General features: G+C 39.3%; 20 protein-coding genes and 3 pseudogenes. 6 read left to right on the top strand and 17 right to left on the bottom strand.

Features of this window, described 5'->3' with window-relative positions; genetic code table 11:
• Positions 1-425: 425 nt before the first annotated feature.
• Positions 426-628 (top strand): annotated as a pseudogene (locus HNQ85_RS06275) (transposase); the annotation flags it as partial.
• A 57-nt stretch (positions 629-685) separates the two neighbouring features.
• On the opposite strand, the gene HNQ85_RS06270 reads toward HNQ85_RS06275, so the two are convergent.
• Positions 686-1,744 (bottom strand): zinc-dependent alcohol dehydrogenase family protein, encoded by a 1,059-nt coding sequence (locus tag HNQ85_RS06270; RefSeq protein WP_181536893.1) that lies wholly within the window; start codon positions 1,742-1,744, stop codon positions 686-688.
• 198 nt (positions 1,745-1,942) lie between these two features.
• Between HNQ85_RS06270 and HNQ85_RS17910 the strand changes: the two genes are divergently transcribed.
• Entirely contained in the window at positions 1,943-2,269 is a 327-nt protein-coding gene (locus tag HNQ85_RS17910; protein ID WP_343046490.1) for a transposase, read from the top strand.
• Positions 2,270-2,339: 70 nt separating this feature from the next.
• Here the strand turns inward: HNQ85_RS17910 and HNQ85_RS06265 are convergent.
• Positions 2,340-2,665 (bottom strand): annotated as a pseudogene (locus HNQ85_RS06265) (DDE-type integrase/transposase/recombinase); the annotation flags it as partial.
• Between HNQ85_RS06265 and HNQ85_RS06260 the strand changes: the two are divergent.
• Positions 2,651-2,845 carry a hypothetical protein gene (locus tag HNQ85_RS06260; protein ID WP_181536892.1) on the top strand — a complete coding sequence of 65 codons (195 nt, stop codon included), beginning with the start codon at positions 2,651-2,653 and terminating at the stop codon, positions 2,843-2,845. The pseudogene HNQ85_RS06265 and the gene HNQ85_RS06260 sit on opposite strands and share 15 nt — an antisense overlap.
• Positions 2,846-3,481: 636 nt before the next feature.
• Here the strand turns inward: HNQ85_RS06260 and HNQ85_RS06255 are convergent.
• The 4 genes from HNQ85_RS06255 to HNQ85_RS06240 form a co-directional block, all read right to left on the bottom strand.
• Positions 3,482-5,443 (bottom strand): DUF2075 domain-containing protein, encoded by a 1,962-nt coding sequence (locus HNQ85_RS06255; protein WP_181536891.1) that lies wholly within the window; start codon positions 5,441-5,443, stop codon positions 3,482-3,484.
• Positions 5,444-6,234: 791 nt separating this feature from the next.
• A complete protein-coding gene (locus HNQ85_RS06250) occupies positions 6,235-7,497 on the bottom strand; it encodes a PTS ascorbate transporter subunit IIC (RefSeq protein WP_181536890.1) in 1,263 nt (420 codons plus the stop codon).
• Positions 7,498-7,659: 162 nt separating this feature from the next.
• On the bottom strand, positions 7,660-7,926 hold the full coding sequence (locus HNQ85_RS06245) for a PTS sugar transporter subunit IIB (RefSeq protein WP_043904352.1): 267 nt from the start codon (positions 7,924-7,926) through the stop codon (positions 7,660-7,662).
• 31 nt (positions 7,927-7,957) lie between these two features.
• Entirely contained in the window at positions 7,958-10,015 is a 2,058-nt protein-coding gene (locus tag HNQ85_RS06240; protein ID WP_181536889.1) for a BglG family transcription antiterminator, read from the bottom strand.
• Positions 10,016-10,350: 335 nt separating this feature from the next.
• On the opposite strand from HNQ85_RS06240, the gene HNQ85_RS06235 reads away from it, so the two are divergent.
• Complete coding sequence (locus tag HNQ85_RS06235) at positions 10,351-10,530, top strand: hypothetical protein (protein ID WP_246326789.1); 180 nt, start codon at positions 10,351-10,353, stop codon at positions 10,528-10,530.
• A 250-nt stretch (positions 10,531-10,780) separates the two neighbouring features.
• On the opposite strand, the gene HNQ85_RS06230 is transcribed toward HNQ85_RS06235, so the two are convergent.
• The 4 genes from HNQ85_RS06230 to HNQ85_RS06215 all read right to left on the bottom strand — a co-directional run bounded on the left by HNQ85_RS06230 (position 10,781) and on the right by HNQ85_RS06215 (position 15,807).
• Positions 10,781-12,898, bottom strand: coding sequence for a GDYXXLXY domain-containing protein (locus HNQ85_RS06230; protein ID WP_181536888.1), 2,118 nt, complete (start codon positions 12,896-12,898; stop codon positions 10,781-10,783).
• A 370-nt stretch (positions 12,899-13,268) separates the two neighbouring features.
• Positions 13,269-13,406 carry a hypothetical protein gene (locus tag HNQ85_RS06225; RefSeq protein ID WP_181536887.1) on the bottom strand — a complete coding sequence of 46 codons (138 nt, stop codon included), beginning with the start codon at positions 13,404-13,406 and terminating at the stop codon, positions 13,269-13,271.
• Positions 13,407-13,583: 177 nt separating this feature from the next.
• Positions 13,584-13,838 carry a DUF1292 domain-containing protein gene (locus HNQ85_RS06220; RefSeq protein WP_181536886.1) on the bottom strand — a complete coding sequence of 85 codons (255 nt, stop codon included), beginning with the start codon at positions 13,836-13,838 and terminating at the stop codon, positions 13,584-13,586.
• A 34-nt stretch (positions 13,839-13,872) separates the two neighbouring features.
• Positions 13,873-15,807, bottom strand: coding sequence for an electron transport protein (locus HNQ85_RS06215; protein ID WP_181536885.1), 1,935 nt, complete (start codon positions 15,805-15,807; stop codon positions 13,873-13,875).
• A 165-nt stretch (positions 15,808-15,972) separates the two neighbouring features.
• Here HNQ85_RS06215 and HNQ85_RS06210 point away from each other — a divergent pair, with 165 nt between their 5' ends.
• Positions 15,973-17,043 (top strand): AbrB family transcriptional regulator, encoded by a 1,071-nt coding sequence (locus tag HNQ85_RS06210; RefSeq protein WP_181536884.1) that lies wholly within the window; start codon positions 15,973-15,975, stop codon positions 17,041-17,043.
• A 487-nt stretch (positions 17,044-17,530) separates the two neighbouring features.
• Here HNQ85_RS06210 and HNQ85_RS06205 read toward each other — a convergent pair whose 3' ends face one another.
• From HNQ85_RS06205 to HNQ85_RS06195, 3 genes are all read right to left on the bottom strand, one after another.
• Complete coding sequence (locus HNQ85_RS06205; protein WP_181536883.1) at positions 17,531-18,163, bottom strand: LysE family translocator; 633 nt, start codon at positions 18,161-18,163, stop codon at positions 17,531-17,533.
• A gap of 262 nt (positions 18,164-18,425) precedes the next feature.
• Positions 18,426-19,352, bottom strand: coding sequence for a hypothetical protein (locus HNQ85_RS06200; RefSeq protein WP_181536882.1), 927 nt, complete (start codon positions 19,350-19,352; stop codon positions 18,426-18,428).
• 6 nt (positions 19,353-19,358) lie between these two features.
• On the bottom strand, positions 19,359-19,856 hold the full coding sequence (locus HNQ85_RS06195; protein ID WP_181536881.1) for an RNA polymerase sigma factor: 498 nt from the start codon (positions 19,854-19,856) through the stop codon (positions 19,359-19,361).
• 261 nt (positions 19,857-20,117) lie between these two features.
• Between HNQ85_RS06195 and HNQ85_RS06190 the strand changes: the two genes are divergently transcribed.
• Positions 20,118-22,661, top strand: coding sequence for an EAL domain-containing protein (locus HNQ85_RS06190; RefSeq protein WP_181536880.1), 2,544 nt, complete (start codon positions 20,118-20,120; stop codon positions 22,659-22,661).
• A gap of 260 nt (positions 22,662-22,921) precedes the next feature.
• On the opposite strand, the pseudogene HNQ85_RS06185 reads toward HNQ85_RS06190, so the two are convergent.
• From HNQ85_RS06185 to HNQ85_RS06170, 4 genes and pseudogenes are all read right to left on the bottom strand, one after another.
• Positions 22,922-23,477, bottom strand: a pseudogene (locus tag HNQ85_RS06185) (GNAT family N-acetyltransferase).
• Positions 23,478-23,699: 222 nt separating this feature from the next.
• Positions 23,700-25,190 (bottom strand): glycerol kinase GlpK, encoded by a 1,491-nt coding sequence (gene glpK, locus HNQ85_RS06180; protein WP_181536879.1) that lies wholly within the window; start codon positions 25,188-25,190, stop codon positions 23,700-23,702.
• A 39-nt stretch (positions 25,191-25,229) separates the two neighbouring features.
• Positions 25,230-26,054 carry an MIP/aquaporin family protein gene (locus tag HNQ85_RS06175; protein ID WP_181536878.1) on the bottom strand — a complete coding sequence of 275 codons (825 nt, stop codon included), beginning with the start codon at positions 26,052-26,054 and terminating at the stop codon, positions 25,230-25,232.
• Positions 26,055-26,245: 191 nt separating this feature from the next.
• A complete protein-coding gene (locus tag HNQ85_RS06170; RefSeq protein ID WP_181536877.1) occupies positions 26,246-26,809 on the bottom strand; it encodes a glycerol-3-phosphate responsive antiterminator in 564 nt (187 codons plus the stop codon).
• Between the last annotated feature and the right edge of the window lie 30 nt (positions 26,810-26,839).

Raw genomic sequence — 26,839 nt, 5'->3', positions numbered from 1 at the left:
CCAAATAAAGCAACGGTTGAGGGATAGAAGAAATATATTGAAGCCGATTTTCAATCTACGCAATTTCAGCATACACCCAGCCTGAAACTAAATAAGATCATAATATCGTTTGAATAAGATGGTGTTCTTTTAGCAAGACCTGCTTTTCATGTGAAAACCTCAAATCATGTCATAAAAACAAAAAACAGAAGCCAATACAGCTTCTGTCGTTAAACTTCAAGGAAACAAACACCTTTTCGGACACAAATCATACACAATTTAATCAAAGTTGATAATCTCTATATTTTAAACTACTCATCTCTAATTTTTCTTGCCCTTTTCGGGGAGTGCCATTAAAGTGAGCCCTCGAAAGTAGACATGTATAAATCGGGAAAAAGATGCCCATACAGAAGATAAAAAGGAGCCAATAAACATGTCTACGAAAAGAAGAAGCTGAACAGTTGAGGCATACTCAGAAAACAAAGAGATCTATGCTCGGAGAAAAGAAACGATTGAACGAGTGTTTGCCGATATGAAAGAGAAGCATGGTCTGCGTTGGACGGCCTATCGATGGCTGGAAAAAGTTTTAATGCAGACGATGCTTGTTTGTGCTGCTATGATCAAGGCTCTTCATTTTTTTATTTACTAGATTATTTTTCCTGCAGTCTAAACCCTTCTGGAAAAAATTCCAGAAGGGTCTTGGTGTTTAATTAAATTTAGTGATCACGTTAAACCCTTTCGTATTATATTGCGACATATTTTCAAATACAGCGTTTACATCTTCCAAGCTGATTTCACGTTCGACCAATCGTTTCGGATTCAATCGTCCGGAAGAAATCAAGCTCAGTAGGCCGCGATAGTCAGGATGAGGGTTACCGATGCTTCCAACAAACTCAATTTCAGCTGCGGTAATCAAGTCAACAGGAAGCGATACAAATCCTCCTTCTTCTGATGTAGTTAAACCTACTTGAACATGTCTTCCTCCTTTTCTTAAGGACAGAACCGAATTAAGAACGGTATCCTTGATTCCTAAAGCATCTAGTCCGACATGTGCACCACCTTTTGTGATTTCTTTAATTGCCTCGACAACGTTCTCTTTTCTAGCATTTACGACCGCAATAGCGCCTTCCTGCTTTGCAATTTCAAGTTTTTGATCATCAATATCGACGGCTATGACTTGAGCTCCTAAAGCATTCGCTACCTGAATGGCAGAAAGACCTACACCACCTGCTCCATGAACAGCCACCCAATCACCAGGCTTGACATTTCCTCTGACAATACCGTGATATCCAGTCATGTAACGGCAGCCTAAAGCAGCAGCTGTTACACTGTCAACATTTTCAGGGAGTCTGATCAGGTTAAAATCGGCATTGCGAACCAATACATATTCCGCATATCCACCTTCTAGACCGGAAACCAATCCGTAAATTTGGAGGTTTTCACATAAATTTGGCACACCTTTTTTGCAGTATTCACATCGTCCACAAGCGGAATGGAACGGAACTGTGACACGATCTCCCGGACGAAACGACTTCACATCTTTACCAACTTCTTCGATTACACCTCCAAATTCATGTCCAGGTGTTATCGGTAATTCCGGTGACAAACCGATCCACGACCAATCCCCTTGCCACGCATGCCAGTCGCTGCGGCAAACCCCGCAAGCTTCGATTTTTATCACCGCATCTTCCGGCCCCGGTTTAGGATCAGAGACTTTTAAAATCTCCAATGGTTTTTTGTGCTGAATAATTTTCGCAGTCTTCATTACCTCTTCCTCCTCATTCGTGTGTATTAATAATAGTCAGACTATTCAAATATTTATGATTTTAATTTAACAAAAATGATAGAATAGACAATTATTTCTGCATTTTTTAGTTTCTCGTTTTTTCTTATGTCTGCTTGTTTTTTTAAGGGATTAGCGACTCTTTCTTTTATGACCTCAATTTTAAAAACAAAATAAAAAATCCCCTTTTGTTCGGGGAGTTGTCATTGTATTTCCATCTATTGTTTTTTTACAATACGGTTAAGTGAATGTCTGCTTCATGTTGAACAGAACGAGCAGATAAAATATGAACACGAAGAACGATTGACTTTGGTATTCGTCCCCCCGCCGAATTTAAATTTGATCGAAAGGATTTGGGGCCGGCTAAAAGACAGTGTCATTGCCAATCGATTTCATGCCAATCGAAAAGAGTTGCGAGAATCGATTGTTTCGTTCTTAGAATACCTCTCTGAGTTTCCAGAAAAAGTACTCCAACGCATCGGACAGGTAGTTATGTCGGAAAATTAATCTGAACCTATATAGTGCAAAAATTGTATTTGTTTGAAAGAAACATATACATTTCCAATGAAATCTGACCTTAAGCAGCCATTCCAAATAGTTGGTGGATGAACTTCACTTGATTTTGGATAGACCGGTCCTGTAAAACAAGTTGCCGTTTTTTAACTATATGCATAGCTTCTATTCCCAAAATAATGGATTTAGCTGTACGAAATTCAATCCTAACATTGAACGAACTCTCTTTTTAATAAACCGATGATCTGTTCTACTCAGATATTTCACTTGCCTTATTTGGATGTCTACTGGCATCTTTTTGCTTTCTTCAACTCTTCCATTGCTACAGGATAAGCCGGATTCTTATCCACTGTTGATGACACGAGGAGTCGAAACATGAAGTTTGACAAGTTGGGGGTAAATGTTAATGAGTTACTAGCGAAAGGGTACCAAGTTCGTCTTAAAGGACGAACTATTGAAATTATCACTCCGATAGCAAAATATGGTGGAAGAAAAACAAGAGGTCAAAGAAAACGACATCGTGAACTAAGAATTAATATTTCTAATGAGCGGTTAAATGGCTTAAAATAAAAGTCCTAAACAATAAGGATTGTACTATTTAAATCTAATGCCCAGCAATTTCTGTTTTCGATAAGATTAGGATATATTTAATTTTTCAGTTAATGAAAAGTAGATAGATTATCACATTACAAATACTTGCATTCACAATAATCATTGATTTCAGGACAGTAATTTTCTGTCCTGAAATCAATCGAAAAATAGATGTTAACACTTAGCAAAAATGTCTAAGTCACTTATGGTAATATCCAGCTTATTTATCGTACATACGCATAATAATGGAACACCTTCCCTTGGTACCCCTTCAACATTCCAACACCTGTTCGCGTAAATAGGTATTATCCATCAACAACCGTAACAATGGTTTTTTGACTTAAACACAAAAGTTTCCTCGAAAAAATCTTTTCACTCTACTTTATTCAAATCTTAAAAAGCCGAGGAATACAATAATCCCCCGGCTTTGTTTATAGCCCCTCCACTTCTAAAGATCAAAACCTGCTTCACAATGGCATGGTGTAACCTTACTAAATTTATATTATTTAATATTTCGTCATTACTTGTGATACTGTTCACCGTAAGTAATTTAAATGAGGTTTATTACGACGAAGGATTATAATTTGAATCAAAAAGTCAAAATAAATAAGTATTCTATATTTCATCAAATCCGATGGATTTCAAATATTCGTATGTTTCATCATAAAATAAAGGTAATCGAGTTTGATCGTTTATATCTCCCTCAGGTACAAAAATAACCATTCCCTGCCGTGCCCTTGTCAATAATACACGATATGCATTTTTAAGATAAACTTGTTTTTCTGCCTTATTAATATTGTTCCATTTTGTCCCTGAGAAATTGTTATATGACCAGGTCCCATCGACTAGCCTCAAATCAGCATCCCATGCAAGACATACCCAATCTAATTCTAACCCCTGAACATCAAACTCCGTAGCCACATCCTCTAAAAAATAAGAAGAACGTATATCATCCTTATCATTTAAAAACCAGTTAGCTGGATCAATCGAATTTTTCACCCATATTCCATATGGCTTCAATCTTAATCCCCCAGAAGATGCAATAATTCCAATTCGTTCCGTACCTCTTGCCCGCTTCCTAAGCCATGTTTTTGCTTTACTAAGATCTCTTGTTACAACTATTGGATAGTTTTCTTTAATAAGTTTGTAGGTTTCTTTTGCATTATTTAATTCTAAATCTAGTAATGATTTAATAACATGAGATAATTTCTCACTTCTAAATGATCGAACGGATACGGACAGATGTAACTCTTTTTCTAGATGGAAATTTAATCCTTTAGTAATCTCATAGAATGAGTAATCACGCATGTATTCATTATCAGTTATTTGATCAGAGACATATACTTTCCAATTAGAAAACTTATGTCGTAAAGCAAAGAACCACTCTGGCAATCCAGCTTCCCCGGTATTAATCTCTTGTCCTCCTCCAATTAAACAGATAATTACTGCCCAATCTAAATGTCGATCCATAACTGAAATCAGAAATTCTGGTTCAGACATATTAAAACCATTTATTCCTCTTTTCTCTTTCATAAATTTAGAAGTTTGTTCACGATTCCATGCTCGTTGAGCTTCATCAAATATAATTACTTTTTCAATAGGTGCCCGATCTGTTTTTAAATATTCATCACGAAAATGATGTATGTTTTGTATGAAAGCACCAACTTTTTTCCTCGCTTCCGATTTTTTTATCTCAGGATGATTAGTGATCTCATTTCTAGCTAGAGCTTCCCTTAAAACATTTACCAATGGACCATTACCTGATAAAAATACTGCATGTTCCTCCTCGACAAAATTATGTCTTGAGTTAGCGATATTTAAACCGGCTAATGTTTTTCCAGCACCAGGAACACCTGTAATAAAGCAAATTACTTTTTCTTTATTCACTTTGGCATAATCAATAATTTGATTAACTTTTGTTGAGGTCTTACTTAAGTTAATAGCACCCGAGTCAGAACGAGATATATCCTCAACACTATGCCCTTGATAAAGCGCTTGTGCAGCCTCAATAATTGTAGGGGTAGGTTTATACACACCATTTTCCCATTTTACTGGATCTATTGAAGCATGTTTTACAGTCATTTTATTTACTTCATTAATCAGTTCACCTAAATTATTCCTATTAGCAAGAAGAGGGCTGTATATATAATCCGAATCTACATGTAATTCATTCTCTTCTTCTAAACCTTGAGTAGAAACTAAAATAGGAACTATTATCTTATCATGACTCTCTTCATGAAAGTTTTTTAAATCTAATGCATAATCCATTACCTGGTCTCTTGCACCTTTAAAATATGTACTATCACCTACTTTAAACTCTATAACATAAATAATCCCCTTCCAAATTAAAATATTATCAACACGTTTTCCCATGCGAGGTATCGTAAATTCAAATAACAGATGAGCTTCCGGACAAAAGGTTAAATTTTCCTTTAAAATCTCTATCTGTTGTATCCATGAATTTCTTTGTTTTTCTTTAAGAGAAAATGTATTGTTCTTAGCAAGTTTTCCTAGGATGCTTTCATTTGATTCTTTTAAAAAACTTGAAACTGATTCTGAATAATAAGACCTGCTCATATAACCACCCTATCGATTAAGTTATTTATTATATTTACAAACATAATTAACTATTGATTTTATCAATCATCATTAATATTATCCTATATTCATCAACATTAAATAACTCATTTACTTATGATACAGCCCACGGTAACACCTCTATAGGCGAATTATTACGGCTCTCTTTTGTATAGAGGAACGCTAAATTTGTTACTTGATTTAATAAGGTGCTTATCGCTGTGCAAAACAAGACCATATCTCACCAAAGAATAATGACTTTAAATCTTTTAAAAGCTTTGTCTTATTCCACCTACTTCGTTCCCATTGCTTAACAGCTCAAATAAGGGCCATTTTCGATCGGCTAAATTTATCTCCGCCTTCGCCATCAGGAGATACCCCAAAAAAAACATAATTCCTTTCCTGATTTATCAGTCAAGAACCAAGGGTTTCCTTTTTTTAAACGTACTATACTTCCCCAAATCTAAACGGTATATCAAAGCTGCATAATTCTTTTCTAAATGTGATGAAAATGCACTCTTATAGGCATGGATTTGATAAAGATTTTCACGGGATATTCAGCTTAGACGATTGAGGCCTTCCCCCGTATGCTTATACTTTGTGTCAATAACTCCTAAACACTCGCCTAAATAGTTACATAGAATAAAATCTGGTTTTACCCCCTAGCTCATTTTAATACAAAAAGCTTGAAACCCTTGATACACAAGGACTTCAAGCTTCTCGATTGGGTGATTCCGACTGGGATCGAACCAGCGACCTCTACCCTGTCAAGGTAGGGGGGTTCTCTTCTGTTATGAAAACAACTTAATCAAATACCCCAACAAAATCCCAACAATCCCAAAATCCGAATCTCCGAACGTTGTGCCTTCAAACCCGAGCGAGCCGAGTACTGGTAGTAAGAGCGCTGGTAAGAAAGAAATCAAAATTCCATTGGCAAATGCTCCGAAAATGGCGCCTCGTCTACCACCTGTCGCATTGCCGAATACTCCCGCTGCTGCTCCAGTGAAAAAGTGTGGAATTAATCCAGGGACAATCACTTTTAAGCCGACGAGCGGAAGAATGAATAGGGAAATAATCCCCGCCACAAAACTCGATAAAAATCCGATGATGACGGCGTTTGGAGCGTATGGAAACACCGCTGGACAATCGAGGGCTGGCTTTGCGTCTTTCACCACTTTATCCGCAATCCCCTTAAATGCTGGAACAATTTCCGCAATAAGCATCCGTACTCCCGCTAATACGACGTATACCCCTGCGGCGAACGTAATCCCTTGCATAAGGGAGAAAACAAGGAAGTTCACGCCGCCACTTAATTGTTTCTCGATAAATTCTTTTCCGGCAAATGGCGCGACAATGAAGAATAATATGACCATTGTCAGTGACATCGCAACCGATGTATCGCGAAGGAATCCTAGTGATTTCGGCACTTTAATATCTTCTGTGGATTGCGCTTTGTTTCCAAGCAACTTCCCGATCCACGCTGAAGTAAAGTAACCGATCGATCCAAAATGGCCTAAGGCGATTTGGTCCGTTCCTGTAACTTGACGCATATACGGTTGAAGAATCGCTGGCATAAATACCATTAAACTTCCAAGAATAATAGAACCAACGATGATGAGTGGAATGCCGGTGACCCCGCCTGTAGCAAATACAGCAGAAATTAAGCACGCCATGAATAACGTATGATGCCCGGTTAAGAAAATATATTTAAAACGAGTAAATCGCGCAATAAGAATATTGACAACCATTCCAAACAACATAATCATCGCTGTTTCTTTTCCAAACGTTTTTTGAGCAATGGCAACAATCGCTTCGTTATTCGGAATGACCCCTTGAATATGGAACGCTTTTTCAAACATTTTCCCAAAAATATTTAGTGATCCAATCAAAATTCCGGCTCCGCCACCGAGAATCACAAATCCCATAATCGTTTTTAACGTGCCGGAAACGATATCAGGAAAGCTTTTCTTTTGCAGTAATAGGCCGATGAAGGCAAATAAGCCTACTAGAATCGCCGGTGAGCCTAATACATCTTTCATAATGAAATCAAACATCGTGCATTCTCCTTCTCTTTATCGTCAGTTTTAGGAGTATCATCACATTCAGAATGTTTTTCTTTTTATCTAAAAATCTCTTTATTGTTTTCTCATTCTTTCGTATACTTCTAAAAGGAAAAGTTTTTTCTTTTACGCAGGCGATCGCCTGCTGCTTTTTATTCACAAATGTTTCTCTAACACGGATCTTAGTTCATCAAGGTCGAGAATATTTGTCAGTTTGGCCACATTTCGTGTACCGTCATCAAGCACTTCGACTAAATCTTTTGCCCCTAAATATAAATCTGCTTTTTCTGTTTTGCTTGTAGCTAAATCAGTATGAGAAACTTCGGCTTCAATGCCTAGCTCTTTTAACACGTTTTTGACATTCATTTCGATGATAAAACTGCTTCCAAGTCCATTTCCGCAAACGACAAGAATTTTTTTCATCTTTTTTACCTCCATGATTTGATATTTTATTTTAATGAGAATATGTTTCGATTAATGTGAGTACTTCTTCTATCGAATGGGTCGACAATAATACACGCATATTTTCTTTATCTGATAACAATTTTGACAGTTGTGATAGCGCTTTTAAATGTGTTTCATTGTCAATCGCAGCTAAAACGATTAAAACATATACCCGGTGTTCTTCCTTTTCAGAGAATAGACAACCGTTTTTTATTTTAAGAAAGCTCATCCCAATTTTCTTTACTCCATGTTCTGGTCGAGCATGTGGTAAAGCCACTCCTGGTGCAATCACGATGTAAGGTCCCAATGTCATAACATTATCAATCATCGCTTGAATGTATTCATTTGTAATATAACCGTTGGCCAATAACGGTTTAGCAGCAAGTGTAATCGCTTCTTTCCAATCACCTACCTCTTCAACCATTTGAATGTGTTGTTTTGTAAGCAAATCTTTCAGCATGGGTTTTTTAAAAACCTCCTTTCTTTTACTTTGACTAATATATTCATGTAGTTCTTGAATTAATGCTTTTTCATTGATGAGCGTTGCATGCTTTTTAACAATTTCCAATAATGCTTCGACTGATAAAGTTCTCGTTTCAGAAAGTTGATTTGTTTCTCTTAAAAGCAACATTTTATCCGCAGCTGTTAAAATGGGACGAACCATATACATTGGGACATCTCGCGATGGTAATGGAATCGTTGTAACAACAAAATCAACATTCTCCAGAGAATAAGCTCGATATTCTCTTACCGAGATGATGTCAATGACATCCACTGTTGGTAATAATTCTTCAATTTGTTTTTGTAAAATTCGCGATGTACCAATGCCGCTTTCGCACACAATGAGCGCTTTTTTTCGAGCCGGAACAGATACTCCCTCTCTGTCAAGCCATCCACCGAAATGCATGGCGATATAAGCAATTTCATCATCACTTACGGATTGACCGACGACGTTCTCAATATGATGAACAACTTTCTTCGTTAGAGTAAAGATATCGTGATAATTTGCTTTGACAGATTGGGTTAATTCATTTTGCAAATGAAGACCATATTTTAAGCGATAATACGCTGGTTTCATGTGAATCAATAAATTTTTTTCCAACTCTTCACGATGTTTGAATTGTACACAAGCGTATGTTTGAAAATCATCGACCATGTTTTTAATCATTTGTTTTAAAATCGTGATTTGATTACTTTGATCGATTTGCTTATCGTCTGTGACTCTTGAACCTAAAAGATAGGTTGTAAGATAACAAATTTCATCTTTAGGAACATTGATCAGGAAAGCGTTTTCAATTTGAGTAATTATATAGTGAGCCGCTTGGTATTCCCTAGTCGACTGCAGTACTTCTTTTTCTTGAGCATCCATTTGAATGTACTTGCCACGAATCCATCGTTTCATAAAAATAGAAAGATAAATGGTTAATGTATGAATAACGTCATTCGTATAACAAATGGAAGAAAATGCTTCTGATTGGCGAATCATGTCGTTAATAAGTAATGAGTGCTCGCCAAACAATTCAGAACATAGTCGTTCATAGCCAACCGTTGCCAAAAACTGTGCTACATGATGTACGATTGCCTTTCTCTTTTGCGTTTCTTCTCCTTTGATGAAATATCCTTGTTTACGATGGAATTCTAGTTGCAATTGAAACGACTGCCATTCTGATTTGAGTTCCTTAATATCATTTAATAAAGTACTTCGGCTCACTTGAAGATTTTCTAAAAAGTCACGTAAAAAGATCGAGTGATTACGAATAAAAATCAATAATCCAATCCAAGCTTTTCTTTCTTCTGAAGAATACTCGTAATGTCGAATCGGTTGTAACGTTTGCAAGGTTTTCGTAATTTGTTTTTTGACTTGATCATCCAAATAAAAACCGATTGTGCGCACATGTTTCAGCTGTGAGAAACCTTGACTTTGCAGCCAGTCATTTATTTTTTGAATATCATAGTAGACCGTTCGCCTTGAGACTTGTAAGGCCTGAGCCAACTTGTCTGCAGTTACATGAGTAGAAGAACTAAGCAACATATTAACAATTCGGACACAACGAGCATCAAGTATCATGTTGGAGCGCTCCTTCACTTCCTTTGTGCAAACAATCATACTCATTAGATGGAATCTAGACTCCTCTTACTGTTCATTATACTGAATTTTCGACCAAAGATAAGCCCAAATATTGTGAGCAGATTTGTGCAAAATTTAGACTGATGTACAATAAAAAACCACACCCGCAAATAGATGTGGCAACAAGCGTCTTCACAACAATTTCAAGCATTTTGGAGGCTTCTTTGTTTTCTTCACTATTTTTCTATTCCCCAGCTTGTCTGTCGATATTCACCACCGTTCCTTTGATGGAGAGTATGCAAAACAGATAAGGGAGTGGTTAAAAGTAACTAAAGTTGGTCGAATTTCCAAGCAAGAGAAAAAAAGAAGATATTAAGGAAACGGAAAAGCATCAGGCTTTTGAGATTGCGAAAAACTTGTTAGACGTACTTCCAATTGGAGAATTTGCAAAACGAACAGGTTTGACAGTTGCTGAAGTAGCTGATTTGGCAAAGAGCAAAGAAACGATTTCATAAGTTATCAAATACCGGTTCAATACGCACAAGCTAATTAAAGAAAGAGCACATGGAGGGCTATGTTTTCTCCTTCTCATCTTAATCACCGATTCTCCGAATTCCGAGAAGCTGTCAAGTTCTTTCCTTGACAGCCTCGGGATTCTGAGACGCTATAAAAAGATAAGAAGAGAAAAGGAACCAGAGCCGTTTCAACTCTGATTCCCGCTATTTAACCGATTTTATACTGTCTACTTTTAGGATCGCAATGCACTTACCGATCACTTATTTTCTCCAAAAGGGCATCGCCTGTTTTACTCACCCGAACGTATGCATAGCGGGCCCGTTCTTGCACTTTCATCCCTGTTCCCTCTGGGACAAAGTACGATTCAATTCCGTAAATAATGCGCCCCCCTTTCATCTTTCCATTCAATAGAACATCTCCTTCTTGACGCACGTATTGCTTATCTCTCATTCCATTGATGGAATAAATCCCCGCAAATCGATAGACGCCTTCTTGATCTTTTCGCAAAATGACTTGAACGTTCCCTTGACCGTCCCGTTTTCCAACATCCGAAATTTCATAACGAAGGCGAACGTAATCTCCTTGAAGCAAAGAGCGAGGGTCAACCGGAGCTAATTGTAATTTCACGACCTCTCCATGTTGTAAATGTTGTTCTTTATCAAAGACAACGTACCCGATAAAAATGGTTTGAATCACTACAACAGCTAGTAAAGACAGCCATTTTTGCTGAAGCCAATTCGTCTGTCCTGTTTGAATAAAAAATCCTCTTCGCTTCTCCAACAACGCCGTTCCTAAAAGAAAGAAAATGCCGGAAATCAGTAAACTGATCGACTTATCTAGAAGGTCCCAAGCGAATTCATGATATTTTAAAACAAGAAACAGCCACCAATAAAACCAAGCAATCCCAAGTCCGAATCGTTCGTTATGCTTTGTCTGAAAAAAGATAAAGCCCACCACAATGACCACAAACGAAAGATTGGATAACACATACCAATAGTCAACGGTAAAAAGGTCCATGCTTGTTAACAGAAGAAATGCCCCTAATCCTAATGAAAGTGCGGAAAGACGTTCATACTTGTTCAACCCAGAAAACAAATACAAACATCCATTCAATAGCAAAACAAACATGAGGGAAAGGCGAGATTCGTTTGTCCAATCAAACACGGCGATAAACCCGTAAACAGATAACGCGATGTTCGTAAGAATTCGCATGCCGACATTGGATGACTTTAAGTAAAAGAAAAGTAATGCAGTACTGTAGCTAACTAAAACAAAAGTAGAAATTTGAGACGAAACAATGACCCCTATCGCATACCCGATTGCCAATAACGTACATCGAACAATGTCATTCCATTTCCATAGAAAAATCGCCGGCAGGACAAATCCGACAATGGATAAGATGAACAACAAGTTCGGTGAAAAATCGTTCGTCCATATCGTAATAAGTCCCATAATACTCGACACAGCTATAAGAGAGGCAACAACCGTAACAATCGCTTGAAATGCCAATAGAAAAGCGTGCCCTTTTGCCCCTTCACTCGACATTTTTCTCAATCGTTTCAGAAAATGAATACTTCCATAAACAAGTCCTCCAGCAAGCAATAGCCCAGCTAGTAAAACACCTTCTTGAAAATATTCAGCAACAAAACGGAAATATTGAACGATGATGAAAGCACCGGCAAACATACCTGTAATCAGAAGATAGGAACGCCTTTTGGCGATATGGAAAAAATAATAAAAGAAACCGGCGAGAATAAGGACATAGACATACGACCACCACGGAAATTGGTCATACACGACACCGATTTGGAAGATGACAAACAACCATCCTTGCATCGCTACATATGCGAGATAAGAAACGACAGTAAAACGATGGAGTACAAAAATGATTCCGTTTATGAGCGCAAAAACGAATAAGGTAACAAACGATTCCCACTCTCCTCGCTCCGCCTGATACGAGGATGGAAAATAATAAAACCAGAAAGTAAGTTGCAGCAGTACAACACTTAATACACGAAGCGGTTCGTATCGGGTGATCCATGCCAATACACTGCTTGGAATGAACCAAATAAAAAATAACCAAAAGCTATCGGCATGGGAATTATAAACTTGCCCTACTAATGCTACAGTGATCCCAAACCCGATCGCTCCAGCAACAAACAGCCATTTGCTTAAAAAATCATGCCGCTTCATGACATACGCAAGAACAGCGCTCGCACCATAAAACAACCACATAAAACCGACGCTTAAACTTACTTTCGTCAATCGGTCAAATCCTTGCCAATTGGCGGCAAAAAAATAAATGATGGAGGCTAACGTTAATGCCACACCCATGAAGTATCCGGTCTTCACCCAGCGCTCTGTCATGCTCTCCCCTTCTTCCTTATTGAGAATATGCCTCAATTAAGTATTCTTTTTGTTCCTGTAGTAACGATCGTCGCACATTTGGATTGTAAACGTCGTTGATGTATTTGAGTAGCGTTATGTTATCGATGCTTATTGAAATCGAGGGAACGACATACGCAAGAACGGTTTTTCGTTTGAGAGGAGCTATTGCGATAGCGGGGTCTATGAGTGGAAATCCTCATCATCCCATCAACAATGAATGATTCGTCTTACTATGAATGTATGAAAATGGTTACGAAAATATTAGCGCGATAACACATGTACGATTATCGAATCGGTACGAATAGAGAAAAAACCACACCCGCAAACAGATGTGGTCCAGTCCATTACTTCAGCAGCAGCCTTCACAACAATTGTCTTCGCAACAAGGTTCTTTACGTTCGTCGTTTGTTTCATCGTTTACTTCGATGATTTGCACATCACAGCACGGTTCGTTGTTCTCTTTTTTCGCAAATAAACGTTTGAACATATTTTTCACCTCCTTCAAATCACATAGAATAAAAATCCTGATAACGTTGCCATTGAAAAGACAGAAGCGACGAAGATAACGACTAACTTCTTTTTAAACTTTCAAATGATAATGCCTTCCAATATAACAAAAGACAGCCCCTTGGCTGCCTTTTGTTAAGCACATTCCGAACAGAAATTACTCCACCGGAGCATTTTCCACCGCGATCTGATAAGCATCTAAAATGGCTTCGCTTTCTTCTGGATCGGTGATGCCGACTAAGTATTGATCTCCTTCCTCTCCTTCGACTCGCATGACGATTGTTTCATCTTCGCTGCGCAGTAAAGCATATGACTTGTCTTCAATATCAAACAAGGCTTCAACAGCAAACTCTTTCTGATTGCCTTGCTCGTCTTCAATCGTTACATAATCCCGTGGCTCATTGTGTCTCATTTCGTTCACCTCACTTCGTTATAAAACCGCATCGTTACGGAGACGTCAATGAAAGCAAATACTCTATGACCGCATCTTGTTCTTCTTTCGTAAATCCGGTTGTTTCATCAATCCAGTGCGTATGACCGATACCGCTGACATGCACACTTTGTAACGGTTTGCTTGAAGCGTTTGCTTGGATGACTTTATTACGAAGTTCTTTATCGATTAACGCACGCAAACTGTTTCTTGGATCGGGAACAATCCCTTTCAGTAGCGTGCCCGCTACTCCTAATTCGTTATTCGGACCTACGGCAACGCCGCCATCATGAAGATAAGGAGCTGTCCAAGAAAGTCCAATCAAGCTTGGCACTTTGTATCCGCCCGGTGAATCTCCGTGAGCGAAAGCTAGCTTCACTTGTTCCGGGTCTAAGTGTTCGGTCGGTACTTTCAATACTTTTGCATCTTTTGGTATCGGAACAGGTGTGTCTGGCGAGTACAAAACAGATTCTCCAAAAACCTTTTCTGTTTTCTTCAATGCTTTCGCCCGCGACGGTTCTGTCCCGATGACTTTTGCGGAAATGACTTTATGATTCGTTAACTCATTTCCTGCATGACAGCGGATGCACCCTGCCCTTGCAAACACTTCACGGCCGCGCTGAATTGTGTCCGCATCGGCTTGGTGATTTCGTCTCGGCGGATTTATCGTATTTTGCCAAGCGGCTACTGCATTATTTTGCTCATTAAATTTAAATCCTTTTTCACTCACAATTAAACCGTCCGGCGCCACTAACGACACTTTTGGAAACTGCGGAGGTGCAACTAGTTTGTTGATTCCCACGACACCCGGCGTTGGGTCAACCGAGTTAAAAAACTCCGACGGCTTTACGTCGAGATTCGGTTTATAGCGAAATTTTGGATTCGCTGCATTTTGTAAAATAACACCTAAATATACTTCCTTATCAATTCCAAATAAAGGCTTGCTTATTTCCGATTGCGATAAAGCATCGGCATTTTGGGCATGTACATTATTACTAAATGTTGTCAATCCGTTAAATGGTCCTGCCGCAGCAAAGCCGCTCCATCCATATGGATGATCTCCCAATGTAAAAGAATCCGGAATTTGCGCAGGATTGGCTTCTAAATCAATCGTCGAATCAAAATTTCCTCGCGGCCAGCTTGCCAATACCTTGTCAACATCTTCCTCTAAGGCAACTGGGTCAGGCAATGACGTTTGTTTTCCCGTTGAATCCGTGATTTTGCGGTCTAAATCACGAATATACTTTTGCAATCCTTTTACATTCGTATGAGTAAAATAAGCCGTTGAATTCGTAGCAAGAGCCATAATAAGCCCTGCATTCAAATCATTGTTAGGAGCGCCTTCCACGACCGTTTTTGTTTCTGGATCAACGGTTGCATGGCAGGCGGCACAGCTAATGCCAACACGAACTTTTCCATTTTTCCAAGAAACCGGCATTCCTAATGGAGCATAAGCTCCTTTCGGCACATCGATTCCCGTATCAATTTTCTCCCCTTTTTGATAGAGCCTATCGCCTATTTTTATGTCCTCGGCCAGCTCCACTCGTAAATTTGTTGTTCCTTTGCCTCTAAGGGCGGCAATTGCTTTGGCAATGTTTCCGATAGTCAGCGGTCCATCAATGATTCCCATAACATCGGTTAAAAAGACTTCGTTTCCGAATGTTTCTTTATAAAAAACTTCTCTTCCTAGTTTGAGCAGGTCTTCATCTACTTTGATGAATCCGTCAGGCAATTTTTCGTTTTTATTTTCCGTTGCTAGTTTTTGTAGTCCCTCTTGTTTAAAAGGAATGTACTTTCCCCAAACATCCAATCCCTCTTGATGATTGGCCTGATAGGTTTTTACATCCTCTTTTTCAGGGATAAGAGCGTATTCAAAATCATTGAAATATAACGCTGCCGCTATTCCGAGCGCCAAAATGAAAGCTGCGACGACAAGATACCCTTTCTTCATAACCCCCACCTAAAAAGAATGATTTGAATAATAACATTACCTTACATATTGTGTTCTTTTGTATGAATGACTAATCATTGACCGATAATAAAGCAAACTCCTTTTCTCTTCCAAATTTTTCACATACAATACAAGTTAGAGCGAATAGAAAGGAAGCTTATACGGATGTTGCCTGCAAGAGAAAATCACCTATTTTTTAAAATCATCGAAACTTATCTCATTGCTGGATTGAGTGGGCTGCTGTTTTATGCTTTAGGCTTCCCCATCCCTTGGATGCTTGGGCCCATTACAGGAATGTTGTTATGGAAGACGTGGACGAAGCGGACGTTAACGGCGCCGAACGTTCTTACGAATCTTGGGCTTATCATTTTAGGAATTTATTTCGGGTTGTCGTTTACAAAAGAAACATTTATCGCTGTTGGACCGTATATCCTCCCGTTTTTCGCGCTTACGATTGTCATTATTAGTGTCAATGTACTAAACAGCCTGTTCGTGATAAAATTCATTGGCATCGACCGCGTGACGAGCGTGTTTGCCTCAATTCCCGGCGGATTATCGGAAATGGTTGCGGCGAGTGAATCGTTAAAAGCAAATACAGCGTTAGTCACCATTTTTCAAACGATTCGCCTGCTTACCGTTGTGTTCGTTGTGCCATTTGTTGTTGTTCGTTTATTTGATGGCCATTCTTCGCGGAATGCTCTTTTTTCTCTCGGCGCTCGTGAGTCCAGCGGCCATTATCTTTGGTTTGCGGTGAGTATCGCTGCTGGCTGGCTGCTTCGAAACATCATTCCTGCCGCCTTTGTCATCGGACCTTTAGCAGCCACGGCCATCATGAATGTCATTGGTGTACCATTACTCTCGATTCCGATTGGGCTGTTGATTTTTGCGCAAATCAGTGTCGGGATGAGCATGGGCAATCGCATGACAATAGAAGATTTGAAACTTGGGGGAAAATTTGGCTGGATTTATTTCTTGTTGGCATTGATTTTAATTACCGTTTCGTTCGGGTGCGGTTACCTGTTTGCGAAAATGACTCATCTCTCATTGCCAACGGCGATTTTAAGTATGGCGCCGGGCGGGCTTGTCGAAATGGTATTGACAGCCCAATCTGTTGGTGGTGACCCGGCCATTGTCAGCTCGTTGCAATTCATCCGCCTGCTTTTTATTATCCTCGTCGTTCCAAGCGTATTAAAATGGTTTTTTCAAAAAGAGAAAAAACACATAAAAAACAGCTAAAAAGGCTGACCGCAAACAAGTGTCAGCCTTCGTATATGAGGTCAAACATGGAGCCGTCAGCCAGGTTCTTCTTTTTCTTCATCGATAAACAGCCGTTCTACCATTAGAAAACGTTTAAGTATTCTATTAAAATCACATAATCGTTGATAACATCGGAAGCTCATTCTTTTGCCGCTTCCTTGGTTCACTTCCTCATCTAACGCTGTTGTTTTTTCTAAATGCTCTATTAAAGTTTAAGGTTGATGATGGAGCAGATTAGTACAATAATGAAATTCGTGAACTACAAGGAATTCTGGTTATAAGTGAAGGAGAGCGTATGGTGTCAAAGATGGCTCGACTAAAATAGAACTGAATCGGATTTCATAAAAATAATGGATTCCCTTTACAAATACGAATGAAGGCATTGCTTCCATAAATGATACGCCCTTCTTTATTGAACAAACGGGGCAACGAGTAACAAAAAAGTTGTTTCAAAACCAAACAATGATTAGTTACTTGGTTTCGAAATGGCAAGACGAATTCCTAATAAGATAAGAATGGCACCAGAAATGCGTTCCACCCATGTGGAAATCGCCATAAATCCTTTTCGTATATCATTGTGGGTAAGGAAAATAACGATGAGTGAATACCATATCATTTCTATTCCTACAACCGAAAAACCGTAAAACAACTGTGCAAAGATTGAAGTTCCAGGTTGTACAACTTGAGTAAACAAAGACAGATAAAATAAAGTGGCTTTTGGATTCAACAAACATGTTAGCAAGCCCATACGATAGGATTTCCACCTACTTAATTGATTAGAAACATGATCATTCTTAGTCAGAAAACCGTTCTGTTGTTTTTTGGTAAAGAGTGATTTCAATCCTAAATAAATCAAATAAACCGCCCCGATCCATTTCACAACGTTAAATAATAAAATTGATTGGGAAATAATCACACCGATTCCTAATAAACAATACGTAATATGAACAATACTCCCAGTACACATACCAAAAACCGTATAAAAACCATATTCTCTTGAAGACAAGCTATTTTTAATCGTGATCGCCCATTGTGGACCAGGTGATAAAACAATGATTATACCAACACCCAAAACGGTTAACCATGTTTCTACATTCATAGCCAAACCTCCAAAAAATGGATATATTTGAATTATACACAAATTTCCAGTTAACAAAAATAGAATTTTCAAAAGTACACTTCTTGAACGCGGAGGCGTTGTTTAAGAAGCATAGAGGGACTTCCGCATTTGGAAGTCCATTTTTTATATACAAATTCAACTATAATATATTTAACAGAGTGTTTCTAAAAACGCGGCATTTTGTTTAGTCGTGTTCCTATTCCATCACGGCAATTGGACCGGTTGTGTTGCTGTTCGTCTCTTATTTTTTCACGTGAACTTTGACCGTTTCATTTAATACCGTGATTTTCCACTCACCGGCGCGGTCTAACGTTAATTTTCCTTCATATAGCGTAACGGGCTGACGGGAAGTCGTATAGTACACCGCTGATTTTTTATAAGTAAATGAAAGTTGATGAGTGCGATTGTACACCGCTTTTACTGTCAGCTTATCTTCTTGCCGCTTTCCATCAACTTTCAGCATAATGTTTTGCTTTAAACCGGTGTAAAGCTCATCAGAGGTTAAGTAAAACGTTGCCTGTTTCGTTTGAATATATTCCGGCAGCACATCAATCACAATAGAGGCAAAATATTTCCCATCGATGTGAATATCAAGTTTCCAAATGCCTTCTTTCGGGAACGGCTGAAAACTTGTTAACGCTGAGGCATTTTCCCCGTAAAGTGGCGCTTGCAATGTCGTTTCATTTAATAAAAATGATTCGCCTGTTTCCTTATGCGTAGCTGTTGCCCGCAATGTTTTTCCAATCAGTTGCTGTTCTTCTCCCCATACGTACCAAAACATTTTCGCAACAGACTCCTGGTCGCCCGCAACGATTTTCATTCCGTTTTCCAAAAAACCGATTTTCCCCTTTACTCCTCTGACAGCGTTATGATACACAACTGACCCGTCTTTATTTAACAAATCGAACGTTGGACTCAGCGTCCAGTCTTGTGCTTTCTCTTTCTGCTGAAATTCGATATTCGTTTGTGTAAAAATATATATCGGAAAAAATAGTACAAAGAGAGCTGCAGCCATACTAATTATGATAGATGTTCTTTTCTTTTGGCGCTCTGCATGGGCAATCTCCCTTTTAATGTTTGCTAATAATCGTTGCTGCTCGTTGAATGTCATATCATATTTTGGAAATCGGCGCATCTTTCCGAATAGTTCGTGTTGTTTTTCATCCATTGTTTTTCACTCTCCTTTCTTTTGCGTCCGTAATTTTGCAAGCGCCCGATGAAACGTCACGCTTACTTTTGTTTCGCTCCAGTCTAAAATACGCGCTGTTTCCTCCACGGATAATTCCATAATCCCGCGCAAAATGACCACATCACGGTACGACCGTTTTAGTTGATGGATCGCTCTATACAATTCCTGCATTTCTTCTTGCAAAATAAGCGATGTCTCGAGTGCCGGTGCATTGCTTTTTATTTTCTTCCATAATGGAGCAGGAAGATAGCGCCATAAAGCTTTTTTCCTCGCTGCATCAATTGCGACGTTTCGAGCAATCGCAATCAGCCATGTTTTCGGATCAGATTTTTCCGCAAAACGATCAAACCCTTTCCACGCTCGTAAAAAACATTCCTGTACAAAATCTTCGACATCGCTCTGATTTGTGTAATAGATCAGGAAATTTTTAATATCTTTGGCATAGCGCAAAAACCATTCTTCCATGCGTTCCTTCTTATCCATGGTTTCTCCTCTTTTTCACTTTGTTCTACTCAATTAGACGAATCAAAAATGAAAATCTTACAATCTTTCATAAAAACCATTCTAAAAACTTAAATACACTTTCCAACATTTTGATGATTATTTTCGACTTTTTTTACAAAAATCGAAAAATGATGATAAAATAGTCATGCCTACCTGCATTTGCATAATTGTGCAATATTTTTTATAAATTTGTTTTTCTACAGCTAAAACATCGTTTTGGCTAGATTGGGGTTGTATGTAATGATTCTCTCAAACCATAGGGACTACCATTTTTTCGTGCCTGCGATGCAGTTTGTTTTAGATTGTGAAGGCATTATTATAGATGTGAATGATTCTGCTTTAGATTGTCTCGGCTATGAGCGTGAGGAGTTAATTGGCTTTTCGATTCTTAAGATTGTACATGAAGAAGATCAAGATGATATACATAAACAGCTGCAATATCTCTCACAAACTAAATCGAATAACGTGCATATACTAGAGTTTCGCACAGTGGCAAAAAACGGACTCTCGCTATTTATGAAAGAATTTGTCCACGTTACGCAAACAGAAGAAGGAAAGAGCGTCCTTCTTATTACTTGTTATGACATTACCAAGCATAAGAGGAATGAGCAAATGTTAGCTGCGCACAAAAGAATTCTTGAAAAAATCACTCAAGGCATCTCCGTAACGCTCGTCTTGCATGAACTTGCACGCACCGTCGAAACGATTCATCCTGATGTCGTTTGTTCGATTTTATTATTGGATGAAGATAAGAAACGTCTCTATCATAAAGCGGCACCAAGTTTGCCGAAAGAATATATTGAAGCGATTGACGGTTCTTCCATCGGGCCGAATGCCGGTTCATGCGGAACAGCCGCTTTTTACGAAGAGCCGGTTATTGTCTCTAATATTGAAACCGATCCGCGCTGGCACGATTTTAAACACCTCGCGCTGGCACACGGGTTATACGCCTGCTGGTCAATGCCGATTTTTTCGTCGACAAAACAAGTGCTTGGTACTTTTGCGATTTATCATCGCCACGCATACGAACCGACAGAAGAAGATTTGGAATTCATTCGCACCTTTTCTCTTTGGGCAGGACTTGCGCTTGAACAAGCAAAAATGAAAAGGGAATTCCTTGAAAGTAAACAACGCTATCAATCATTGTTTGAACATAATCAAGATGCGGTTTTTTCATTAGAGTTAGACGGCTCGGTTTCTTCCGTCAACCAAGCGGCCATCAACATTTCCGGATACAGCCGCGAAGAGTTATTAACAATGAATTTTCAACCGTTAGTCATTCCTGAGGATTTAGATAAATCGCTCGAATTATTTAAGAAGGCAGCAAAAGGGGATTCACAACATTACGATATCCGCATTCGCGCAAAAAATAATGATTTATTATATCTAACTGTCACTTCTGTTCCGATTGTTGTGAATAATCAAATCACCGGCGTTTTCAACATTGCGAAAAACATTACTGAGCGTGTTGAACATGGTGAGCGCATCCGGGAAATGGCCTATTATGATGCGTTAACCGGATTGCCAAACCGCCGAATGTTTCAAGAACATATTTCTAAAGCTATTTCAGAAGCGAAACGAATGTCAAGCAAATTCGCTTTATTGTATATGGACTTAGATCGCTTTAAACATGTGAATGATTCGCTTGGGCATACGGTTGGGGACATCGTACTCCAGCAAGTAGCGGCCATTTTACAAGAAGAAATGCAGCATAAAGGAATCGTTTTTAGAATGGGTGGAGATGAGTTTGCGATTCTTTTGACGCCAATTCAAGCAAAGGAAGAAGCGACCGATATCGCCCATCGGATTTTACGTATATTTGAGGAACCGATTCAAATAAACGATATCGATTTATTGATTACTCCAAGCATCGGAATCGCTTTTTATCCAGATGACGGAATCGATGCGGAAACATTACTGAAACACGCAGATGTAGCGATGTATGAAGCAAAGCGGAACGGGAAAAACGGCTATTATGTCCATTCCAATGAAGTCGCTCGTCCAACGGTTGAACATATCGTTTTGCTGAGCGATTTGCGCAAAGCGATTAAAAACAATGAACTTTCGATTGTCTTTCAACCGATTATTAATGTATTAACAAAAAAGATCGTCGCTATGGAAGCGCTCGTTCGCTGGTATCATCCTGAGCAGGGTGTGATCCCGCCAAATCAGTTCATTCCGCTTGCTGAGGAAAGCGGTTTGATTGTTCCCATTGGCGAGTCGATTGTGCGAAAAGCGCTGAAACAGCAACAAGCTTGGATACAAGAAGGATTGGAGCCGATTCGCATCGCTGTCAACGTCTCCGTCAAAGAGTTGCAAGATCAAGATTTTGCAAAAAGAATGGAAGCGGCATTGAAAGATCTAAAAGCCTCTCCGGAATGGCTGGAGCTTGAGATTACTGAAAATATGATGATTTATAATGAACCAACCATTTTAAATAATTTGCGCCGCATCAAAGATTTAGGCGTTCGTCTGTCCATCGATGATTTTGGCACAGGATATTCGTCGCTTGGCTATTTAAAACGATTAGATGTTGATACATTAAAAATTGATCAATCGTTTATCCGCGATTGTCCGCATTCTCACGATGGTCGGGCGATTACCGATACGATTATTGCGCTGGCACAACACCTTCATATGAACGTCATCGCTGAAGGTGTTGAAAATGACAAACAGCTGCAGTATCTAGCTAATAGAGGATGTGTTGAAGCGCAAGGCTACTTCATCAGTCCACCATTAAAAAGCGAGGAAGCAAAGCGGTTGTTACAAAAAGGAATCAACTAGAATCATATTGTAAAAGAGGCTGTCTCAAAAGCAAAGCGGTCCTCATCTTGTGATGTGTAAGGTCACTCCTCATGAGACAGCCTTTCAAATGAAACCTATTTTTGAACAATGGCTCCATTCATGTGCAAAGCATTCATAAGCTGGGCACTGTTGTCGACATCATTTCGATTGTGCTTGAAGTACCGCTTCGCCACGCAGAAAAAGAAGGACAAACTGGATCGTTTTTGATAGTTTGCTTTAGCAAATGTATAGATGCCTATTTATTTCTCAGAGTTGGCAAGCCAGTCTTTCGCTAACATGCTATAGACAACAAGGTCATGAAAATGGTCATACAGCCATTCACCGTCGCGAATGATTCCTTCTTGGACAAAACCAAGCCTTTCAGGAATAGCACGGCTTTTTTTGTTATGTACACCGCAGCGAATTTCAACCCGATTAAGTCCGAGTTCACGAAACACATAATCAAGGATCGCCTTTACGCTTTTTGTTACAATGCCTTTCCCCTGCGCCTCTTCGGTGATATAATTAACCGATGCTTGTCTTGCGGTTTGCCCTATCAATCGCATGAAGTCCAATCATGCCAACTAATTTGCCTTTGTAACGAATCCCTGCGTTAAATCCGTTACCATCCGCAAATTGCCGAAGCCACATGGGAAGAATCGTATGGTATTCTTCCGGTGAAGTCATGTTGTCTACCCAAGGAAGCCACTCTCGCAAATAAGCTCGGTTTTGATCGACTAGCTCAAACACTTCTTCTGCATGATGCTTCTCCAATAAATGTAGTGAAACTTCATCATCTATTTTGTACGAAAACATTGTGTTTCTCCTCCACTTTTGACAAGATGCATAATTTTTCTATATTAGCGCACCCATTTTGTAAACATAGATGACCAGCATAACTCTCTCTTATGGTAATACTTGTTCCACCATCTAAATATTACCATCTATATAATGATATTTCAAAACTTTTTTCTTTTCCGAAAATAAATTGTGCACTAGGTGATAAGGCTTTTTCATCATCTAGTGCACGATATGTCGTTATTTAAACGCCATTGCCGCTTTTACAGCTTTTTTCCAACCTTCATATAGTTTTGTTTGCGTTTCTTTTTCCATTTTCGGTTCGAATTGACGATCTAAATTCCATTGGGTTGCAATTTCCTTTCTATCTTTCCAATAGCCGACCGCTAACCCCGCTAAGTAGGCTGCTCCTAACGCAGTCGTTTCATTAACAACTGGGCGTTCAACAGGTACACCTAATACGTCGCTTTGGAATTGCATAAGGAAGTTGTTTTTCACCGCACCGCCATCAACACGCAACGTTTTTAAAGCGATACCTGAATCGGCTTCCATCGCTGTTAATACATCTTTTGTTTGATAAGCTAGAGATTCTAATGTAGCCCGGATGAAGTGCTCTTTTGTTGTTCCACGTGTTAAACCAAACACAGCGCCACGTACATCACTGTCCCAATACGGAGTGCCTAACCCAACAAATGCCGGTACAACATAGACACCATCAGTCGATTCCACTCTCTCCGCATAGGCTTCGCTATCTTTCGCTTCCTTCATCATCCGCAAACCATCACGAAGCCATTGAATCGCTGAGCCCGCTACGAAAATACTTCCTTCAAGAGCATATTCCACTTGTCCATCGATTCCCCAGGCAATCGTTGTAAGTAGTCCATGCTTGGATTGTACAGCTTGTTTGCCTGTGTTCATTAACATAAAGCAGCCTGTGCCATACGTATTTTTCGCCATACCTTCATCAAAACATGCTTGCCCGAACAAGGCTGCCTGCTGGTCGCCGGCCGCTCCAGCGATTGGAATTTCTTGTCCGAAGAAATGGTATGGAACCGTTTTTGCGTATACTTCCGAAGATGGACGGACTTCCGGAAGCATTGCTTTTGGCACGCCAAGAATATTAAGCAATTCATCATCCCATGTTAATTCATGGATATTAAACATTAATGTTCTTGACGCATTCGAGTAATCTGTCACATGAACCCGTCCGCCCGATAGCTTCCAAATGAGCCAAGTGTCGATGGTCCCGAATAACAAGTCTCCTTTTTCTGCTTTTTCGCGGGCACCTTCTACATGATCTAAAATCCATTTCACTTTTGTTCCTGAGAAGTAGGCATCAATCAACAAACCCGTTTTCGCACGAAACAACTCATCGTAGCCTTGTTTCTTTAGTTGTTCACAAATGTCCGCTGTTTGCCGTGACTGCCAAACAATCGCGTTGTAAATCGGCTGACCGGTATGTTTATCCCAAACAACCGTCGTTTCACGCTGGTTTGTAATACCGATTGCCGCGACTTGTTCAGGCTTAATCGATACTTCTGATAAGACAGTAGCAATCACCGCAAGAATAGAGCCCCAAATTTCATTGGCATTATGCTCGACCCATCCTGGTTTTGGAAAATATTGTGTAAACTCTTTTTGTGCAATATGAACGATTTCCCCTTTTTTGTTAAATAAAATCGCACGTGAACTTGTCGTACCTTGGTCTAACGCAAGAATGTACTGTTCCATTTTATCTTCCTCCTTTGAGTTTATATTAGTAGCTAAATGCTACAGCGCTACACGTTTCGATTGTAAATGCGATTTTGTTTTTCGTTCGTATGAAAACGTAATTGCAAGTACGATAAGCATAGCCGCTGATACGTACCAAAAAGATGGCGTTATTTTTCCGAGAAAAATCGCTTTGTAAAATAATCCGCCAAACGAACCTCCAAGCAGAGGGCCCACTACTGGAACCCATGCATATTTCCAGTTTGACGACCCTTTTCCATGTATCGGCAGCAAGAAATGAGCAATACGTGGACCTAAGTCTCGCGCTGGATTAATTGCATATCCTGTTGTACCGCCTAATGACAAACCAATACTAACAATAAGAAAGCCAACAACGAGAGGATTTAATCCTTCCGTAAACTTGTTAGCACCTATCGATAAAATGGCAACAACTAAAATAAATGTTCCGATTATTTCACTTAATAAGTTAGCAAAATAATGAGGGATAGCAGGACCTGTCGCAAATACTCCTAATTTCGTTCCGGCATCATCTGTTTCCTTCCAATGCGGTAAATAATGCAAAAACACAATCACAGCTCCAATCACAGCCCCCAACAGCTGCGCCAAAACATACCCAGGTACATCGGCCCACGGAAAATCACCGTTAAACGCTAGTGCCAGCGTGACAGCAGGATTCAGATGCGCGCCGCTAAATTGCCCAACTGCATAGACAGCTACCGCTACACCTAACCCCCATCCCATTGTAATCACAATCCAGCCTGAATTTTGCGCAAACGATTTTTTTAAACTGACTCCCGCGCATACTCCGGCACCAAAAACAATTAACATAGCCGTTCCGATAAGCTCAGCCATAAATGGTGTCATTTCTTTTCCCCCTTTGTTTTATGGGACAGTGAAACAAAAAAGACTCACACATATCCTAATAAAGGAAAATGCATGAGTCTCCCGTTCTCCATCCCGAATCATATTAACTTGATTAAAAGAATAATAGAATTTGAAAGCGTTGTCAATATTTTTTTGAATTTTTTATCACTTTTCTACGTCATTGAAAAAATTTATTGTCTTGGCTCAAAATATTTCCATAGTTCCACATTCGATGTTGTGATGGCTGATGCTCCGGCTGCGATTGCCTCTTCCACTTCATCCGCTCTTTCAATTAAACCGCCGGCAAAAATCGGTTTTCCTGTTCTCTCACGTAGTTGTTGAATGACTTTCGGCACAACGCCTGGAAGTACTTCGATATAATCTGGATTCGTTTTTTCCACTAATTTAATGCTTGTTTCCATCGCGCTTGAGTCAATGATAAAAGCGCGCTGAATTGCCAAAACTCCCTTTTGTTTTGCCTTTGTGATGACGTTGGTCTTTGTTGAAACTAAACCGTATGGCTTGATCTCTTGACATATATATTCTGCAGCATATTCATCGCTTTTCAAACCATGAATTAAATCAACATGAAGAAACATGTTCTTTTCATGTTGTTTCGCATACTGATAGACGCTTTTTAGCATGCTGATATGTATATCCAAAAAGACGCCATAACGATAATTCATTTTTAACAATTTATCAAAATCTTTCATCGAACGAACGGCTGGCAATATTTTTTGACCTTGAAAACTCATCTATATCTCCTCTCATTTTAACCATATGAG

This window comes from [Anoxybacillus] calidus (genome assembly GCF_013760845.1).
Lineage (GTDB): Bacteria > Bacillota > Bacilli > Bacillales > Anoxybacillaceae > Paranoxybacillus > Paranoxybacillus calidus.
This window is presented reverse-complemented; position numbering and strand designations above follow the sequence as displayed.

Excerpts from the sequence above, each read along its gene's own strand:
- HNQ85_RS06270 (WP_181536893.1), bottom strand. The coding sequence starts at position 1,744 with ATGAAGACTGCGAAAATTATTCAGCACAAAAAACCATTGGAGATTTTA.
- HNQ85_RS06260 (WP_181536892.1), top strand. The coding sequence starts at position 2,651 with ATGAAGTTTGACAAGTTGGGGGTAAATGTTAATGAGTTACTAGCGAAA.
- HNQ85_RS06255 (WP_181536891.1), bottom strand. The coding sequence starts at position 5,443 with ATGAGCAGGTCTTATTATTCAGAATCAGTTTCAAGTTTTTTAAAAGAA.
- HNQ85_RS06250 (WP_181536890.1), bottom strand. The coding sequence starts at position 7,497 with ATGTTTGATTTCATTATGAAAGATGTATTAGGCTCACCGGCGATTCTA.
- HNQ85_RS06245 (WP_043904352.1), bottom strand. The coding sequence starts at position 7,926 with ATGAAAAAAATTCTTGTCGTTTGCGGAAATGGACTTGGAAGCAGTTTT.
- HNQ85_RS06240 (WP_181536889.1), bottom strand. The coding sequence starts at position 10,015 with ATGATACTTGATGCTCGTTGTGTCCGAATTGTTAATATGTTGCTTAGT.
- HNQ85_RS06230 (WP_181536888.1), bottom strand. The coding sequence starts at position 12,898 with ATGACAGAGCGCTGGGTGAAGACCGGATACTTCATGGGTGTGGCATTA.
- HNQ85_RS06225 (WP_181536887.1), bottom strand. The coding sequence starts at position 13,406 with ATGTTCAAACGTTTATTTGCGAAAAAAGAGAACAACGAACCGTGCTGT.
- HNQ85_RS06220 (WP_181536886.1), bottom strand. The coding sequence starts at position 13,838 with ATGAGACACAATGAGCCACGGGATTATGTAACGATTGAAGACGAGCAA.
- HNQ85_RS06215 (WP_181536885.1), bottom strand. The coding sequence starts at position 15,807 with ATGAAGAAAGGGTATCTTGTCGTCGCAGCTTTCATTTTGGCGCTCGGA.
- HNQ85_RS06210 (WP_181536884.1), top strand. The coding sequence starts at position 15,973 with ATGTTGCCTGCAAGAGAAAATCACCTATTTTTTAAAATCATCGAAACT.
- HNQ85_RS06205 (WP_181536883.1), bottom strand. The coding sequence starts at position 18,163 with ATGAATGTAGAAACATGGTTAACCGTTTTGGGTGTTGGTATAATCATT.
- HNQ85_RS06200 (WP_181536882.1), bottom strand. The coding sequence starts at position 19,352 with ATGGATGAAAAACAACACGAACTATTCGGAAAGATGCGCCGATTTCCA.
- HNQ85_RS06195 (WP_181536881.1), bottom strand. The coding sequence starts at position 19,856 with ATGGATAAGAAGGAACGCATGGAAGAATGGTTTTTGCGCTATGCCAAA.
- HNQ85_RS06190 (WP_181536880.1), top strand. The coding sequence starts at position 20,118 with ATGATTCTCTCAAACCATAGGGACTACCATTTTTTCGTGCCTGCGATG.
- glpK (WP_181536879.1), bottom strand. The coding sequence starts at position 25,190 with ATGGAACAGTACATTCTTGCGTTAGACCAAGGTACGACAAGTTCACGT.
- HNQ85_RS06175 (WP_181536878.1), bottom strand. The coding sequence starts at position 26,054 with ATGACACCATTTATGGCTGAGCTTATCGGAACGGCTATGTTAATTGTT.
- HNQ85_RS06170 (WP_181536877.1), bottom strand. The coding sequence starts at position 26,809 with ATGAGTTTTCAAGGTCAAAAAATATTGCCAGCCGTTCGTTCGATGAAA.